This is a genomic window from bacterium (assembly GCA_022763185.1).
In the GTDB taxonomy this organism is placed as follows: domain Bacteria; phylum Bdellovibrionota_G; class JALEGL01; order JALEGL01; family JALEGL01; genus JALEGL01.
This window is the reverse complement of record JALEGL010000006.1, coordinates 43,150-58,301: the sequence shown is the minus strand read 5'-3', so window position 1 is coordinate 58,301 and position 15,152 is coordinate 43,150. Positions and strand designations below refer to the sequence as shown.

At 37.2% G+C, this 15,152-nt stretch carries 18 protein-coding genes; 7 read left to right on the top strand and 11 right to left on the bottom strand.

Annotated features, from left to right (window positions below; all coding sequences use genetic code 11):
• Positions 1–99: 99 nt before the first annotated feature.
• Together MRY82_02925 and MRY82_02920 are read right to left on the bottom strand one after the other, a co-directional pair.
• Positions 100–756, bottom strand: a complete 657-nt coding sequence (locus MRY82_02925; GenBank protein MCI5071883.1) for a hypothetical protein — start codon at positions 754–756, stop codon at positions 100–102.
• A gap of 44 nt (positions 757–800) precedes the next feature.
• Positions 801–2,351 (bottom strand): YifB family Mg chelatase-like AAA ATPase, encoded by a 1,551-nt coding sequence (locus tag MRY82_02920; protein ID MCI5071882.1) that lies wholly within the window; start codon positions 2,349–2,351, stop codon positions 801–803.
• A 188-nt stretch (positions 2,352–2,539) separates the two neighbouring features.
• Here MRY82_02920 and MRY82_02915 point away from each other — a divergent pair, with 188 nt between their 5' ends.
• Both MRY82_02915 and MRY82_02910 read left to right on the top strand, forming a co-directional pair.
• Positions 2,540–2,989, top strand: coding sequence for a LapA family protein (locus tag MRY82_02915; GenBank protein MCI5071881.1), 450 nt, complete (start codon positions 2,540–2,542; stop codon positions 2,987–2,989).
• Positions 2,990–2,995: 6 nt separating this feature from the next.
• Positions 2,996–3,925, top strand: a complete 930-nt coding sequence (locus MRY82_02910; GenBank protein MCI5071880.1) for a hypothetical protein — start codon at positions 2,996–2,998, stop codon at positions 3,923–3,925.
• 14 nt (positions 3,926–3,939) lie between these two features.
• Here MRY82_02910 and MRY82_02905 read toward each other — a convergent pair whose 3' ends face one another.
• The 3 genes from MRY82_02905 to tatA all read right to left on the bottom strand — a co-directional run bounded on the left by MRY82_02905 (position 3,940) and on the right by tatA (position 5,725).
• Complete coding sequence (locus MRY82_02905; GenBank protein MCI5071879.1) at positions 3,940–4,506, bottom strand: CPBP family intramembrane metalloprotease; 567 nt, start codon at positions 4,504–4,506, stop codon at positions 3,940–3,942.
• Positions 4,507–4,540: 34 nt separating this feature from the next.
• The gene (locus tag MRY82_02900; GenBank protein MCI5071878.1) at positions 4,541–5,473 is read right to left on the bottom strand and encodes a flippase-like domain-containing protein; all 933 of its coding nucleotides are present in this window, start codon (positions 5,471–5,473) and stop codon (positions 4,541–4,543) included.
• 75 nt (positions 5,474–5,548) lie between these two features.
• Positions 5,549–5,725 (bottom strand): twin-arginine translocase TatA/TatE family subunit, encoded by a 177-nt coding sequence (tatA, locus tag MRY82_02895; GenBank protein ID MCI5071877.1) that lies wholly within the window; start codon positions 5,723–5,725, stop codon positions 5,549–5,551.
• A 50-nt stretch (positions 5,726–5,775) separates the two neighbouring features.
• Between tatA and MRY82_02890 the strand changes: the two genes are divergently transcribed.
• Complete coding sequence (locus MRY82_02890) at positions 5,776–7,011, top strand: AMIN domain-containing protein (GenBank protein ID MCI5071876.1); 1,236 nt, start codon at positions 5,776–5,778, stop codon at positions 7,009–7,011.
• 15 nt (positions 7,012–7,026) lie between these two features.
• Here the strand turns inward: MRY82_02890 and MRY82_02885 are convergent, their stop codons facing one another.
• Together MRY82_02885 and MRY82_02880 are read right to left on the bottom strand one after the other, a co-directional pair.
• Positions 7,027–7,989: a GDP-mannose 4,6-dehydratase gene (locus tag MRY82_02885; GenBank protein ID MCI5071875.1), complete on the bottom strand. Its 963-nt coding sequence runs from the start codon at positions 7,987–7,989 to the stop codon at positions 7,027–7,029.
• Positions 7,986–8,435 (bottom strand): MaoC family dehydratase N-terminal domain-containing protein, encoded by a 450-nt coding sequence (locus tag MRY82_02880; GenBank protein ID MCI5071874.1) that lies wholly within the window; start codon positions 8,433–8,435, stop codon positions 7,986–7,988. The genes MRY82_02885 and MRY82_02880 overlap by 4 nt, the downstream gene beginning before the upstream one ends.
• A gap of 317 nt (positions 8,436–8,752) precedes the next feature.
• Here MRY82_02880 and MRY82_02875 point away from each other — a divergent pair, with 317 nt between their 5' ends.
• Together MRY82_02875 and asnS are read left to right on the top strand one after the other, a co-directional pair.
• Positions 8,753–9,349: a hypothetical protein gene (locus MRY82_02875; GenBank protein ID MCI5071873.1), complete on the top strand. Its 597-nt coding sequence runs from the start codon at positions 8,753–8,755 to the stop codon at positions 9,347–9,349.
• Between the two features lie 3 nt (positions 9,350–9,352).
• Positions 9,353–10,654, top strand: a complete 1,302-nt coding sequence (gene asnS / locus MRY82_02870) for an asparagine--tRNA ligase (GenBank protein ID MCI5071872.1) — start codon at positions 9,353–9,355, stop codon at positions 10,652–10,654.
• Here the strand turns inward: asnS and MRY82_02865 are convergent.
• The 3 genes from MRY82_02865 to MRY82_02855 all read right to left on the bottom strand — a co-directional run bounded on the left by MRY82_02865 (position 10,651) and on the right by MRY82_02855 (position 12,686).
• On the bottom strand, positions 10,651–11,901 hold the full coding sequence (locus tag MRY82_02865) for a PLP-dependent aspartate aminotransferase family protein (GenBank protein ID MCI5071871.1): 1,251 nt from the start codon (positions 11,899–11,901) through the stop codon (positions 10,651–10,653). The genes asnS and MRY82_02865 overlap by 4 nt on opposite strands.
• A gap of 209 nt (positions 11,902–12,110) precedes the next feature.
• Positions 12,111–12,389: a hypothetical protein gene (locus MRY82_02860; protein ID MCI5071870.1), complete on the bottom strand. Its 279-nt coding sequence runs from the start codon at positions 12,387–12,389 to the stop codon at positions 12,111–12,113.
• A 36-nt stretch (positions 12,390–12,425) separates the two neighbouring features.
• Positions 12,426–12,686 carry a VWA domain-containing protein gene (locus MRY82_02855; GenBank protein MCI5071869.1) on the bottom strand — a complete coding sequence of 87 codons (261 nt, stop codon included), beginning with the start codon at positions 12,684–12,686 and terminating at the stop codon, positions 12,426–12,428.
• A 107-nt stretch (positions 12,687–12,793) separates the two neighbouring features.
• Between MRY82_02855 and MRY82_02850 the strand changes: the two genes are divergently transcribed.
• Positions 12,794–13,207, top strand: a complete 414-nt coding sequence (locus MRY82_02850; GenBank protein ID MCI5071868.1) for a rhodanese-like domain-containing protein — start codon at positions 12,794–12,796, stop codon at positions 13,205–13,207.
• A gap of 3 nt (positions 13,208–13,210) precedes the next feature.
• A complete protein-coding gene (locus MRY82_02845; protein MCI5071867.1) occupies positions 13,211–14,005 on the top strand; it encodes a sterol desaturase family protein in 795 nt (264 codons plus the stop codon).
• A gap of 134 nt (positions 14,006–14,139) precedes the next feature.
• On the opposite strand, the gene MRY82_02840 is transcribed toward MRY82_02845, so the two are convergent.
• Positions 14,140–15,144, bottom strand: coding sequence for a cation diffusion facilitator family transporter (locus tag MRY82_02840; GenBank protein MCI5071866.1), 1,005 nt, complete (start codon positions 15,142–15,144; stop codon positions 14,140–14,142).
• Positions 15,145–15,152: the final 8 nt, after the last annotated feature.

Below are 15,152 nucleotides of genomic sequence, written 5' to 3'. Positions count from 1 at the left end.
TAAATATGCAGCTTACCCAACAGAATAATATCAAAAAAAATAAAGACGATGATTTGACATCCCTATCGAAAAAACCGGTAGCCCTCTTAACTGTTATAACTAATAATTTAAAACTAAGTTAATTGTCTCTACTGAAGCGGGACCATATTGCTTTTTGGGTAGCCTTCCAATGATAGGTTCATCGGTGATCATATCCCAATAATTTTGAGTAATTATAACCATAACATTTAGTTGATAATTGTTAAGGTTTTGTACTTCACCACTTGCATTATTAAGGATACTGTTGTCACTAAACAACAGGGTATATTCAACAGTTTGACTACATTGATCATAGCTTCCACAACTGTTTAAGTGCGAGTAAACCCGCTTCGAGTATTGATTTTTAGTTACAAACTCTCGTTGATTTTCTCTGGCAACTGCAAGCTTTCTCCAACCAGAAACCGGTATAGATGTAAGCTCACCATAAAGTTTCTCACAGTTAGAAAAAACCAAGGAATAATAAGGTTTTCCGTTCTTTTGGGCTTTAATCGTGCAGTCACTATCTCTATCAACAATGGGACGGTTAAAGTGCGCAATCAAATAGTTATCCACAGGACCAATGGCTTGAACGATCACTTGATCTTCCGTTAAAGGTGAATGGCTTGGATAAGGAATATCTACGCCATAGATGGGTGCGTTGACTGTCTGAGCCATAACCTGACAGGTGATTAATAATATTACGATTGTCGCGGTTTTTTTAAGTGTTTCCATCATCATGCATCAAGATTTATGCAATAAAATGCAGTGTGTCAAATGCTTTTTCACTCCAACTTGGGCCAATGCTGATAGCTATAAGCCTCATAAACATGCTTAAGCTCTACGGTTTGACTTTTTTCATAGTCGGCAATACTGCGTGCAACTCTCAGCATTTTCTCTACCCTCCTAAAAGACAATAAATTTTTCTGTGTCCAGCGTTCCACTTGCTGATCAATAGCTAAAGAAACCGGATTTTTCTGCCAAAACAATTGGCTATTTACTCTTGCGTTGCTTTGTTTCTTTGCTTTTTTATAACGCTGTTGTTGTTTTTCCCTAGCAGAGACTATGCTTGTTGCAATGGATTGATCATCTTCAAATTGCTTTTGATCTTGTTTCACATCTGTCCATGAAATTTTAGGGATATAAATGATCATATCAATACGTTCACGAATGGGTTTGGATAGTTTATCCATGTATTTTTGAATCTCTCTATAACTGCATTGACAATAAGCTTTATTCTCTCCTCGCCCACCGCAAGGACATAAATTACTGGTGCCTACCAACATAAACTCTGAGGGTAAGGTGAAGTGACCTTCACTTCTGACCACAGATATTTCATGATTTTCCAAAGCTTCACGCAAACTCTCCAAGATATCTCTACGAAATTCAGTAATTTCATCCAAACACAGAATACCTTTATGAGCCCGTGTAAACTCTCCCATACTAAAAGGCCTGCCACCTCCCACCATTCCTGCTAAAGATGAAGTATGATGCGGCATTTGAAAGGGCCTACTGGCATCATAATGTTCTGCGTGCGGCTTTGTAAAACTTTTAATTTTTAAGATTTCCTTTTGTTCCTTTATACTCGGAGCTGGATAAATAGCATTGATACGCTTGGCCATAAAACTTTTACCCACACCAGGAGGCCCTAACAATAAAACATTATGTTCACCCGCAACTGCAATTTGTAAAGCTCTTTTGGCTTTGTGTTGACCCTTAATATCATGCCAGTAATAGTTTTTGCGCGTTTTAACTGGAACTGTTTTTAGGGCTTGGCCTGTTTTGCTTTCTGCCAACACTTCAATCAAGTCTTGTAAGGATGATACGCCAACAATACTTAATGTATCTTTAAAATAGGACATGGGTGTTTGATTTTCAGACGCCAAAAATAGCTTTTTATAACCCTGTTCAGCTGCAAACAAACTCGCTGCCATAGCTCCCTGAACAGGTAAAACCTCACCTTTGAGTGACAGTTCACCTAAAAACAGACTGTCTTCAAGTGCATGTTTATGGACTCTTCCCAAAGCCGATAAAATCGCCACCGCAATAGCTAGATCCAATAATGTACCGTCTTTTTTAATTGCTGCTGGCATCAAGTTCACCGTTATGCTGTACTCCGCACAATTAATACCAACTTGCGCCAAGGCTGTACTCACTCTGCTTTTCCCCTCCAAAACAGCGTTTTGTGCTAAACCAATGATATTAAACTTGGGCATGCCCCGTTTTACTTCCACTTCTATTGAAATGGCCAATGCTCGTAAACCTTGAAATCCAAGCGCAAAAACTCTATCTTTTCTGATATCTAAATTGAATGGCTCTTTTTTATTGTTTGACATGAACAACATTAAGCATATTTTAGGCCAAGTTTTTTGCATGAATGAATAAGAGAAGCTTAAGAGGCCTGAAATTGATTGTATAGCTTGTATAGCTTGAGACCCCTCTTAAGTATTCTCATCAATAACGATAAATGCTACTAACAAAAAAAGATTTTACAATTCTGCGGATAAAACGTACATTGATGGGCATGAAGAGTATTGGACGTTTATTACAACTGTTGCTGGTATTTATTGTTGTTACTGTATTTTTCTTTTTCTTTTGGGAAAACTCTCAACCCATACAAATTCAATTCTTGCATTGGTTATCCCCTCAACACCCCTTAGCGACTTCTCTTCTTTTATCTTTTTGTGCCGGTTTTGCTTTGGCCAGTGTTTACTTTATTGTTGAAGTGTTTCGTAGCAAAGCCAAGCTTAGAAAAAAACAGAAAGAAATTCAACGCTTGCAAAAAGAAGTGGATGATTTGCGCAACAACCCTCTACAAAAAAAATTAAGCCCTTCTCATGAAGCTTCAAACACTTGGGTCAACGACTTAGAACAATCCTCTGCCTCTATCCAAACCGATACCGGCAAAAAAAACAATCCCCAAGATGTAGATTTGGAGCAAACCCATATCGACTCCAAGTCAACGACTTTATAATCCGTGATGTTAGAAGCCTTACGCTCACTTGCGCAGTCTATTTTTTCAAGAAACCCCTTAGGTCAAGATCATCATTATTTTTATGATGACATGATTGAGTATTTTGATCATAAAATTAAACAGAATAGGAATGATGTTAAAGCGTATTTAATTTTAGGTAAACTGTTGCGTTTAAAAGGAGAAGCACAGCGGGCATTTAAGCTGCATGCTAACCTGCTTTCTCACCCTCAATTAAACAAGCAGGATTTGCACCAGCTTTATCTTGAGATTGGTTTTGATGCTTTACATGCAAAACTCGATGATTATGGTATTGAACACTTTGAAAAAGCCTTACTCAACAGGCATACCGCACCGCTTGCCCATTATGGTTTATATAAAGCGTATGCTTTACAAGGAAACAATGAAAAAACTCGTAAACATCTAGAAACTTTGGTTAGCCAAAAACATGCGCCAAAAAGTATCTTGATCAACCTTTATCAAAAGCATTTGGATGAGCTTCAAAACAAAGATTCTCATGCTGATTATTTAAGTTTAACTGAAAAAGCCATAGCTCTTGATCCTCAGAATCCTGATTTACAGCTTCATCATGCTAAGGCTTTACATCAAAATAAATATCACTCAGAAGCTTTAGACTATATTGACTCTATTATTACCCAATCCATAGATGTTAAAGACTTACTTAAGTTAACTGAAGATATTTTTTATGCCCAAAACAAATACAGTGAACTTGAATACCATTTGGCCCATTGGCTCAAAAAATTAGAGCATTCAGAAATACATATTCTTATGGCTAAATTATTACAAAAAAAACATAAAGTTGATCAAGCAAAGTACCACCTCCAACAAGCGTTTAAGCTCAACCCCCAGAACCCAAACATTTTCTTAACGGCCTTAAACTGTAATTTTAATGCTCAAGATTTTCAAAATCTATCCTAAAAAATCAGCTATATTCAAGGGCTCAATTTTTTTTGTTGCATGAAACATAAGTTAATAAAGTTAATTAAAAAATGAACGCCTATGGGTATAAAAATATTATCAAACGTCATGTATAAACTTCCTAAAATAAAACCCATGGCTGTAGCAAAAATTGTCCATGGCAAAAATCGTTTACTGGGTCCACTGTGCAACAGACCAAACATCAACGATGCTGGAAGCAGGCCCAAATAATATTGAAGCAAACCTCTAAAAAAATACTCTTCACAAACAGCTGAAAATGCTGCAATAAAAAAAATATCCTGCAAAGATAAGTCACCTAAAATCTCTTGAAATAACTGCTCGAGGTTGTGAAAAAGCTTAGAGAAGCTGCCCAAAACCTGAGAGAACACAATAACCATTGACGCAAATAGAATACAAAAGACAATATCACTGCTCCAAGACAGTACTATATCATCTTGATAATTTTGATAAGCAATAATTTTGTACTTTTGATCGACAAACCAAACAATTAAAAAAAGAATAAAATAAATAATGCCCATGGGCAGCAATTGTATTCCTTCTTTATGCTCTTTTTTATCCATAGAGTTTCTTACCAAAAAATTAATCCTTGTTAAATCACACCTGCTGTTGTTTTGTTAAACCCTGTATATCTTTAATATTCACGGACATATACCAGCTGCCCCATACTCCAGATAAAATAATATAAATTGCATTTACAAGATAGAGACTGCTTGCGTAAGCGATGGCATGACTAGCATCAATCAAAAAAATAGCTAAGCTAATTTGAATGAAAAAATGAAAGGTTCCAATAAAGCCTGGAGGACCAGGAATCATCAGCCCCAAGCTCAACAAACCCAAAACACTCATGGCTGCAAAAAAACCTAATGGAAACTGATATGCTTTAAACATTAACCAATAAGCGCCAACAGCAGCCAACCAAACTAAAACTGAATAGAAAAAAGTCATCAGGCTTTTTTTAGATGATAGAACTATTGTCAATGCTTTTGCAATATGTTGCCCATAACGATTCCATAAAAAATGTTTAGATACGGTATGTTGTTTTTTTTGTATAAAAAAAGCAATACACAATAAAAAAACACTCAAACCACAAAACAGCATTAAACCTTGATTTAGGTAAAATGCTATTTTAGTTGATTGCTCTGCACTTAAAATCAACCCTTGTTTTAAACTGATTTCAATCCCTATAAAGAATAAAGCGCAGACAACAATGCCATCAAAAACTCTCTCAATAAAAACATAGGTTAATGTTTTAGAAAGAGGTGTTGCCTGCTGTTTTTTTAACAGCCCCGGCCTAACCAGCTCTCCCAAACGAAATGGTAAAATGAATATACCTAAAAAACCAATACTGTGGATGGCATAAACATCCATAACAGGAACAGTATGCAAGTCTTCTTGTAAAAACTTCCAGCGTAATGTTCTAAAAATATGGGTTAAAAAAAAACAAAAAAACACACCTATCTGTAAACTCAGTGGTGCATCCTTAAAAACACTTAAACTTTGATTGAAATCAACATTTTTAAATGCCAAATAGAAGGCTCCAAGGCCTATAGCAATAACAACAAAAATTTTTAAAAATAACTTCACAAAGATAAAAGAAAAAAATTATGACTTAGATTGATCTGAATCATCCAGCTTTTCTTGGTCATCATCTTCTTTCATCGTTTTTTTAAAACTTTTAATACCTTTGCCCAAACCCTCAAACAGTTCTGGAATTTTGCGTCCACCAAAAAGCAATAAAACGGCACCCAAAACTAAAAGTAATTCAGTCGTTCCAAACATGGGCGCATTCTAGCACGCTTTATCAGAAAGTAAACAAGTTATAGCACTGCTTGATCATAAATTTACGGGTCAATTATTTTACGAACAAGACTTTACTCAATCTGCTTTTTGGACCTAACTTGAGTTATGCCTCTATTTTAGATAGTATTAAATCTCATCATCTTACCATGGCCATACAATTAAAAATATCACATCCTGTTAAGAATATTAAAGTTCTTAAAATGGCTATTAAAATCAACTCAAAGGGCCTGATGGTGGCAAGCTCTTCACAGTTTTCCGTTGGTGATGAGCTCATCTTAAATTTTGATCAAGGCTTAAAGTTAAGTGGGAAAGTATTTAAATTTAGCCAAAATAATCAAGGTCAAAAAGGTATGATTATACAATTTATTGACCTTTCAGAGCAAAACAAACAAGACCTGCAAGCGCTTTTAGAACAAGAAAAGCAAGCCTTGCCAAATAATACTTCAACTCAAGATCCCATTGAGCAAGAAACTCAAGCCATCCTTGCAGAAAAAACAATTATCACCGACTTAAATTCTTTAGAGCATTTGGCCTTACAAAGTCCGGATCAAAATCCGCATTTTGTTGCTGTGACCTTGGATGAAGAAACACTAAAATCCTCGCCATCCAATGACTTGGCACAAAAAACCCGTGTTGAAATGCAGCTGCCCAAAATGGCACAAAACCGAAAAAAAAAACGTAGAAAAAGATATTTGGGTATTTTGGCACTCTTTTTAGCCTTGATCGCTCTCAAGCTGGGGGTTAATAAAAAGTTTAGACAACTGTTACCTAACAGCCAAGAATTAAAAGACAAACTGCCAAAAGTGATCAGTGTTCAAGATGTCAAAAGACAAGACAAACAAAAAGCTATTGAAAATAAGCGTGTAAAACAAAGCTCACAAAAAAAAGTCTCTCCCCCCAAAAAAATCCAGAAAAAAAATATCCCTAAAAAAACACGTTCTTCCAAAACACGATTAACTCAACTCGGTTATGTTAAGACAGCTGCGTTTTATAAAGTTTCAATTTCTGCAACACAAAAACTCAACAAACCAAATGTCAGTCGCTTGTCTAATCCTAAACGCATACGCATCGATTTTAAAAGCGTTGACAAAGGTAAAGCTCGCTCACGTATTTCAATTAATGACCAAATGCTTAAGAGTATTCATACTCAGCAAACCGGTTCAACAACACGCATAGAAATTATTCTCAATCAAAGTCGCTATCCGCGTTATGACATTAAAACCTATGACCGCTTTGCTGATATTTTTGTCTACACTGTTAATTAATCAAGTCTTACGGACTTATTTTTTTCTATACCATTCAATCGTTTTACGAAGTCCGGTTTCCAAATCAAATTTAGGCTGAAAACCTAAAAGGTCTTTGGCCTTATTGATATCAGGAATGCGTAACTCAACATCTTGCTGATCCCAAGTTTTAAAGGTGATTTCTGAGCTTGACCCAGATAAACGAATAATCTCTTTGGCTAAACCATAAATGGTCAGTGTGTTTTGTGGGTTTCCAATATTAAAGGCTTCACCCAAAACCTTATCGGCTGTTAAACATAACAGTATGCCATCAACAATATCATCGATGTAACACCAAGATCTGATTTGATCACCATCGTTGTGAATCTCCAAGTTTTCATTGCGCAAAGCGCGTGTAATGAAACGATGAATAGCACCTTCACCTACTTGATTGGGGCCAAAAATGTTAAACGGCCGCACGGAGCACGTAGGCAAACCATATTGACGCCAGTAATTATGGGCCAAATGTTCAGTAGCCAACTTACTGACTGCATAGGTCCATCTGGCTTCACCTACTGCACCCAAGCTTGTGGCATTGCCTTCAGTTACTTTGTAAGCGTAAGTTCCAAAAACTTCGCTGGTAGAAAAATCAATGATTCGTTCTACTGAGCCCTGTTTTTTGCATGCTTCTAAAATATGGTATGTGCCCAGTAAAGCAATGGTCATGGTTTCTACCGGTTTTTTCAAAACCGTATCCACTCCGGCAATAGAGGCCAAGTGAATCACATGTGTTTTATCTTTACAGGCTGCTTCAACGTCACTTTGAATACAAACATCTCCTTTGACAATACTAACGTTGGGATGCTCAGCCAGTTGAGTATTTTTAAGTGCATCACGTGAAAAATTATCCAATATGGTTACCTGGTTATTCTGACACAGAATTTCAACCAAATGTGAACCTATAAACCCGGCTCCACCGGTAATCAGAATTTTTTTATTCTCTAAGTGCTTGCTGTTCATACGGGTTTTTTCCCAACCATTAAGGTCCAAACACCTTGTTGCGTGACTAATCCATCTTGATTGACCAATTTACGCTCAATCTTAACGATTCCCGCGCCTCTGCGTCCAAGATCCTTTAGTTTGATGATCTTACTTTCACTGTGAACAGTGTCACCAATAAAAATAGGTTTGGAAAATTTCCATTCTAAATTGGCAAAAGCGACAATTGCCCAAGGAGCTTCTGTTGTCTGTAAACCAGAAGAAATTGATAAACCCAACAAGCCATGGGCTATTCTTTGTCCAAACTCTGTTGCCTTGGCAAATTCAGCATCGGTATGAATTCTATTAAAGTCACCACTTAAACCGGCAAAATTAACAATATCTGTTTCCGTGACGGTTCTATTGGCTGATCGCCATTGATAACCCAGCTCTAAAGCTTCAAAATATGTGTATTCTTCTCCACGCATTGTACGTCCTTTTTTAGCATAAACTTTATAACTCTGGACTAAACTAATATATTAACTCTTGTTGCGCAACAATTAGACAACTTACTTAAATTCAAGAAATGTTTTAGCCCACGAATGAAGCCTAAGCTTTTGGCTGTGGGCGACCTAGATGGGATGAATTGAAACAAAACAACACTTTTGGTTGATGAAAAGTGATTTTGCATAAAGAAATGCCAGGCTCTTGGTTTAACAATTCCTAAAAAGTTCTTTCTTAGAATTAAAAAAGATTTGAGCAAGTTTTTGCACTCTTCATAAGTTCAAGGTATATCAGCTAGCGCATGATAAAATTACCGAGCATACGTTGGGTTGCATACTTTGCTTTATGTTTAGCTTTTTTGCAAGGCTGCGCGCATAAAGTGAATATTTTTGGACAGTATTCCAGTGACTACCACAAAAACCTACGCCATCAAACCCGCAGCAAGGGGGCCTACACCATAGAAAAAGTACGTTTTGAGACCCAAGCCGTATTTTTAAGTGAATCCCTGAGACGTGCATATGTCAATGAGTTTGCCAATAAGTACCGCCTCAGCCCAGAAGAAAAACAGGAACTTCTACAGGAACAAATGTTGGAAAATGAAAAGCATTATACTTTTCTTGTCTTTCATTTCTCCAACAATCACAAACTATCCAAAATTGAAAAAAATGCCCGCAACTGGAAAGTACGAATGGTTCAAGCCGATGGCAGCTTGGCAAAGCCCAAGCATATTCAAGACTTGCAAGGAGATGCATTGATGCTGAGTTATTTTTACCCACAAATCACGCCTTGGTCACGCAACTACAAAGTACTCTTTCCTAAACAAGAAGAATTGATGAATGACGTAACCCTTAACTTGGATAGCGTTGAAGCCAACCTATCGTTTCACTGGAAGAATTAAATCATGACAACAGCTTTATCTCCTCGTATCGCCGATATTGGCCAACATGTTAATCAAACCGTTTGTTTAAAAGGCTGGTTATATAATAGACGTAGCAGTAAGAATGTTCACTTCCTTCAATTGCGTGACGGCAGTGCTATTATCCAATGTGTGATTGGTAAAAACGACGTTTCATCAGAGTTATTTGAAGCTGCTGCCAACTTAAGCCAAGAAACGTCTTTAACGATTACTGGAACAGTTCGTGAAGATTCACGTTCAGATCTCGGTTATGAAATTGGCGTTACAGATTACTCGATTGTTGGCGAAGCCACTGATTATCCCATTACGCCTAAAGAACATGGTGTGGCGTTTTTAATGGAAAACCGGCATTTATGGCTACGTTCAAAACGCCAAAATGCCATTTTAAAAATACGGCACGAGTTGGTCAATGCCATTCGTGATTTTTTCAATCAAGAAGATTTTACCTTGATTGATGCACCAATCTTTACCCCTTCCGCCTGTGAAGGAACCACCAACCTTTTTGAGACCACCTATTTTGACAGACAAGCGTATTTAACCCAAAGCGGTCAGTTGTACATGGAAGCGGGAGCCATGGCTTTTGGCAAAGTTTATTGCTTTGGCCCCACCTTTAGAGCTGAAAAATCCAAGACCCGTAGACACTTGACTGAGTTTTGGATGGTAGAGCCAGAGGTGGCCTACAACACATTAAACGATAACATGGACTTGGCAGAAAAGTTTTTAAAATACATTGTGGGTCGTGTTTTAAAAAACCGTCAACAGGAACTTAAAGTTTTAGAAAGAGACATCAGTCTTTTAGAAAAAATTCAAAAACCCTTTCCACGCATTCATTATGATGACGCCATTAAAAAACTGCATGAATTAGGCAGTGATATTGTTTGGGGAGATGATTTTGGTGCAGATGATGAAACCATGTTAACCAAGGAGTTTGATACGCCCATCATGGTGCATCGTTATCCAGCAGAGATCAAAGCCTTTTATATGAAAAAAGACCCAGAAAACAGTAAGCTATCTTTATCTGTTGATGTCTTAGCCCCAGAAGGTTATGGTGAAATCATTGGCGGTGGTGAACGTGAAGAGAATTTAGAGGTTTTAGAACAAGCCATAGCTGCCCACGATTTACCCAAAGAACATTTTGAATGGTTCCTGGACTTACGCCGTTATGGTACCGTTCCACATGCTGGTTTTGGTTTAGGTTTAGAGAGAGCTGTCGCTTGGGTCTGTGGCTTACATCATGTCAGAGAAACCATTCCGTTTCCAAGATTGATGGATCGAATTAAACCTTAAATCTGATCACTTTTGTCTAAAGCTTGCTGAATATCTTGTTGAATATCACGCCAGTCTTCAATGCCTACTGACACTCTAACCAAGCCTTGATCAATGTCGTTTTCTTTTAACACTTCATCTGTCATTTCACTGTGGGTGGTGCTGGCAGGATGACAAGCAAGAGACTCCATTCCACCCAAGCTCACCGCATTTTTGATAATCTTTAGATGTCTTAAAAAATTAAAGGCCTGGCTTTTACCTCCTTTTAGAACCAATGAAAATAAAGCTCCTGGTTGCCCACACTGATCTTCCCATAAGGTTTGTTGTTTGGAATCCGTAAAATAACCTGGATAATAAACTTGTTTTATTGTTGGATGCTGATGAATGGCTTTAACAATTTTTTGCGCATTTTTACTTTGTTTTTCCATTCGCAACTGGACTGTGGGCAAGCGACTGTCCAAAATCCAGCATTCATCAGCTTGCATGATATTACCCAAAAGAGCTCTATACCCACGCAAGGCATTTAAATGTTCTATGGTTTTCCCCAAAATCACGCCACCCAACATATCACTAAAACCAGCCAAATACTTTGTGGCAGAATACACAACTAAATCTGCCCCTAATTGAATCGGGTGCTGGTAGGTTGGTCCCATCAAGGTATTGTCCACAACCAATAAAGGTTGTTTAGGGTGGGTTTTACAAGCCTGAGCAATTTGCTTTATATCCAGTAAACGTAAGTTAGGGTTGGAAGGAGTTTCCACAAATACCATACTGATGGTTTTATTGTTTTTAATCGTGGTCAATACTTGGTTTAGACTTTTTGCCGGAGCCTCAATACCTTGAATATTTAGAGGCTGTAACACTTCATTAATAAGGTGGTAGGTTCCGCCATAAAGTGGCGTGGTATAAACAAATGATTCTCCGGGTTTATTAAGAGCCAGCAGTAATGTTGAGATGGCGGCCATGCCTGAGTTGAATACCACCGCATCTTTTGCCCTGGGCTCAAGCGGGGTTAAATGTTTTTCTAAAATTTCGGCATTGGGATGCGATAAACGCGAGTAAATTAATTCGGGTATTTCATCTGCTTCTTTTTCTTTTTTGTTCAATGCAATGGCAAAAGCATTTTCTGCTGCTTCTGGTGAAGAAAAAACAAAAGTAGAACTTCTAAACACCGCTGGTCGAGCTGAACCAACGGATAAAGAAGGATCAAAACCCTCAGTAATAACGGATGTTTTTGGATAAAGTGTTGATTTTCTTTTTTTGGCCATGGTTGAAACAAAATACCACTCTCATCAAAATCTCACCAATAAAAACTGTATACGCTAGACAGGTAGTGCTAATTTTTTACCGGCCAAAGTTCAAGCTTTAAAACAACGCAAGGTTTCTTTAAAAATTAAGGCTTGCAACTGACTTAGGCTTTCAATGTACTTATCAGAGATGTATTGCAGATTTTTCTTGTTTTCAATGAGAAGATTCCTTAACGATGGGGCATGTTTTTGCATGGATCGGTGATTGGTTCATATTCATTAAAGGGTGTAGACTCTGTTACTTGAATAGGAACTGCAAGTGCAACAACGCCAATACCTGTAGTATTGAAATATTCCCTTTCTAAAATCATGGCGTTTCGGTCATCAAACATCCCATCCAATATAACAACAATATTTTTATGCCCTTGTTGTGATTTTTCTAGCAAGTGCTCAGCTTCATGCAAAGCCGGCGTAATAAGTGTTTGGTTGTGACTTAGACCTTCATACAAATCAATAGACCAAGATGAATCCCAACTTTCTCTAATTTAAGACGATGAACTAGAAAAGTCATACGAGGTGTTAACGGTTTGCCCAAAACCTAAAATAGCCACTCTACTGCCATCAGATTTCTGACTGATACATGTATCCTGGGCAATGATTTTTGCAATATGAATAGACCGTAGAATGTAAGCAATGCTACCAGAAACATCAACCAAGATAACTACATTGGCTCTTTGTTGAGCCAGCACCCCAGAGACAAGACAAAAAACCAATGCTACTGCTGCTTTCCTAATTTCCCCATACATACTTTTTACTGGCTCAGTCTTACTAAACAAATCAAGCGCAGATCGTATGAATAAAAACTAAGCTATAATCCATGGATTTCTAGAGCAAAACAGGTTAAGTAAAAGCTATGCTCCTACAGCTAAAACAAAAAAAATTACTCCTTGCTCTCATCACATTACTCAGCATTGCTTTTTTATGGTTGATTGTATGGTTAAAAGAGCCTGCTGCACCCCAAGTGCAAACCGTTTCCAAACAAACAATAAAAAAAACTTTAGCCCAAGAAAAAACAAAAGACCGTCCCATACTGATTGACTTAAGAACGGCTTGGGAAATAAATAAAACCGGCAAAATTGCTGATGCTGTTCACATTAATTATTTTTCGTTTAATTTTTCTGATCAGCTTAAAGCTTTAGATCCAAACAAAACCTATATTGTTTATTGTTGGGTTGGGGTCCGTTCCAATAAAGCTGCTCAAATAATGCAGTCTATGAGTTTAAATGTAAAAGACTATCGTCAAGGTATGAAAGATTGGTTAAACTAAACTGTGCCTAACTTCATTTTTAAACCAGAATATATCCGACTCTTTGTTTTTCTATTGGGTTTAGTTATTTTTTCCATATTAGAATATTTTTTATCTTACCGCCCAAGAAGTTTAAAACGATTTGAACGCTGGCCTGCCAATACACTCATGACCCTTATCTCTAACGTTCTAATAAAACTTATCTTTCCTACGGGGCTTATTTTTTTTGCGCTTTATGCCAAAGAGCATTCTTTGGGTTTTTTTAATCATTACTCTATTCATCAAGGGCTTGAGCTTGTACTCTCAATTATTATTTTAGATTTAGCGATTTATATTCAGCATGTTTTATCACATAAAATTCCTATTTTTTGGCGTTTTCATAAAGTGCATCATGCAGATATTGATCTAGATGCAACCAGTGCTTTACGCTTTCACCCGGTAGAAATCCTGGCGTCGCTTTTGTATAAATCTATGTTTGTTGTTATTTTAGGCATATCTGTAACAGCAATTATTGTCTTTGAAATCATCTTAAACTTTTTAGCCATGTTCAATCATGCCAATCTTTATATTCCTAAAAAATTTGAAGGTATTTTGCGCTACTTACTGGTAACGCCGCAAATGCATATTGTTCACCATTCTGTTAACCATGAAGAAGCCAATAAAAACTTTGGCTTTAATCTATCCATTTGGGATCGTTTGTTTAAAACTTACCAAGCTCAATTTAAAAATGATTCAACCATTGGTTTGTCTTATTTTAGAAAATCTTCAGAACACAGTTTGATCAAAATTCTTTTACTTCCATTTAAAAAAATTCAATAATGTGCATCTGAAAACACTATAAATTATACTTCAAAAAAAATCAGACTGGTTTCATTAACTAGTTTTAGAGTAGTAAGATCGCAAGAACGAAGAGATTCGAAAAAATTACTGCTTACCATAAAATCTGAACCGCGCTAATTAACTTCCAGATCAATATGCTTCAAGTCTGGGATTTCATGCTTGATTTTTTTTTCAATGCGATCAATTTCATCCCCTAAAGTTTCTATCACATGATCACCATACTCTAGCAAAAACTTTCTTAAATCATCTCTTGTTTTTAAATCATCTATCAGTTGATTGAAGTCGTAATCTTGTATGTATTTTTCTGCAATCTTTTCCCCATCAAACTCAACATCTGCTTTAAAAAGAAGATCTTGTGCTCCAATAATGGCTGTTTTGATATCGTAAACTTGATCAATCACTGGTTCAGTTTGTAATATTTCAAGTACTTTTTTTCGACTTACTTCCGGTATGGCTTGTCCAATCAATAAGCCTCTTGTCCTAACAGCAATGAATGTTGCCACGACGCCTAACAGTAAGCCAATCATGATGGTTGCCATACTATCCCAAAATGGATTATGCGTATGGTAACTGAAGGTCAGCCCTACTGCTGCAATAATAACACCCAACACAGCAGCACCGTCTTCCAAAATCACAGCCACCCCAGTGGGATCGGTACCCCCCTTAAAATAGGAAAAAAAACTCTGCTGTCGTTTTAAAGCTTCTTTTTGTACTGCTTTTAATGCAATGATGAATGTGGTGCCCTCAACCACAAACGCAAAGGCAAGGACTGCAAAGGCCAGTGTATAATCTTCAATTTCATGTGGATCAAACAAACCATGTACACCATGATAAACGGTTACACCACAGCCCAAGAAAAAAATACCCACAGCAGAAATAAGCGCCCATATATAACGCTCTCTAACATAGCCATAGGGATGCCGGGCATCCGCTTTTCGCTGAGATTTTTGTATGCCTAAGGCTAACAAACACTGGTTGCTCACATCGGCAAAAGAGTGAATACCTTCAGACAACATAGAACTCGATCCAGTGAAAAAAAAAGCAATAAACTTTGCCACCATCACAATGCTGTTCCCAATAATTGCGCTGTATACAGCGACTTTTGATCCACTGGCCATAGCTAAGG

Coding starts and splice junctions, on each gene's coding strand:
- MRY82_02925 (MCI5071883.1), bottom strand. CDS start 756: ATGATGATGGAAACACTTAAAAAAACCGCGACAATCGTAATATTATTA.
- MRY82_02920 (MCI5071882.1), bottom strand. CDS start 2,351: ATGTCAAACAATAAAAAAGAGCCATTCAATTTAGATATCAGAAAAGAT.
- MRY82_02915 (MCI5071881.1), top strand. CDS start 2,540: ATGAAGAGTATTGGACGTTTATTACAACTGTTGCTGGTATTTATTGTT.
- MRY82_02910 (MCI5071880.1), top strand. CDS start 2,996: ATGTTAGAAGCCTTACGCTCACTTGCGCAGTCTATTTTTTCAAGAAAC.
- MRY82_02905 (MCI5071879.1), bottom strand. CDS start 4,506: ATGGATAAAAAAGAGCATAAAGAAGGAATACAATTGCTGCCCATGGGC.
- tatA (MCI5071877.1), bottom strand. CDS start 5,725: ATGTTTGGAACGACTGAATTACTTTTAGTTTTGGGTGCCGTTTTATTG.
- MRY82_02885 (MCI5071875.1), bottom strand. CDS start 7,989: ATGAACAGCAAGCACTTAGAGAATAAAAAAATTCTGATTACCGGTGGA.
- MRY82_02880 (MCI5071874.1), bottom strand. CDS start 8,435: ATGCGTGGAGAAGAATACACATATTTTGAAGCTTTAGAGCTGGGTTAT.
- MRY82_02875 (MCI5071873.1), top strand. CDS start 8,753: ATGATAAAATTACCGAGCATACGTTGGGTTGCATACTTTGCTTTATGT.
- asnS (MCI5071872.1), top strand. CDS start 9,353: ATGACAACAGCTTTATCTCCTCGTATCGCCGATATTGGCCAACATGTT.
- MRY82_02865 (MCI5071871.1), bottom strand. CDS start 11,901: ATGGCCAAAAAAAGAAAATCAACACTTTATCCAAAAACATCCGTTATT.
- MRY82_02855 (MCI5071869.1), bottom strand. CDS start 12,686: ATGTATGGGGAAATTAGGAAAGCAGCAGTAGCATTGGTTTTTTGTCTT.
- MRY82_02850 (MCI5071868.1), top strand. CDS start 12,794: ATGCTCCTACAGCTAAAACAAAAAAAATTACTCCTTGCTCTCATCACA.
- MRY82_02840 (MCI5071866.1), bottom strand. CDS start 15,144: ATGGCCAGTGGATCAAAAGTCGCTGTATACAGCGCAATTATTGGGAAC.